The 304-nt window shown below is 47.0% G+C and carries 1 pseudogene; it reads right to left on the bottom strand.

From position 1 onward, the window contains the following. A pseudogene (locus R0K30_RS21505) lies at positions 1 to 304 on the bottom strand (P-type ATPase actuator domain-containing protein); the annotation flags it as partial.

Consider the following 304-nt stretch of genomic DNA (forward strand, 5'->3'; position numbering starts at 1 on the left):
CTGTAAAAGGTTTCACTCCAGCTCCAGCCTAAAGCGAAATGAGGAATGAATAAAAGCAAAGCCACGGCTAACAGCACGCCTTTTACATAGACACTTTCGAATCGTTCAATAAATGCCTGAGCCTTGACACGCTGTTTTGGGCTGATTCCACCAGCCGGATGATTTTTCTGAATAAAGACTGTTCATTTGTTTTCGTCACACGGACCGTTAAGGAGCCGTTTCCGTTTACCGTTCCTGTAAACACAGAATCTCCGGCTGTTTTTTCCGCCGGCATCGCTTCACCCGTAAGCGCCGATTCATCGAG

This window comes from Bacillus sp. SIMBA_154 (assembly GCF_046536015.1).
Taxonomy (GTDB): Bacteria; Bacillota; Bacilli; order Bacillales; family Bacillaceae; genus Bacillus; species Bacillus pumilus_P.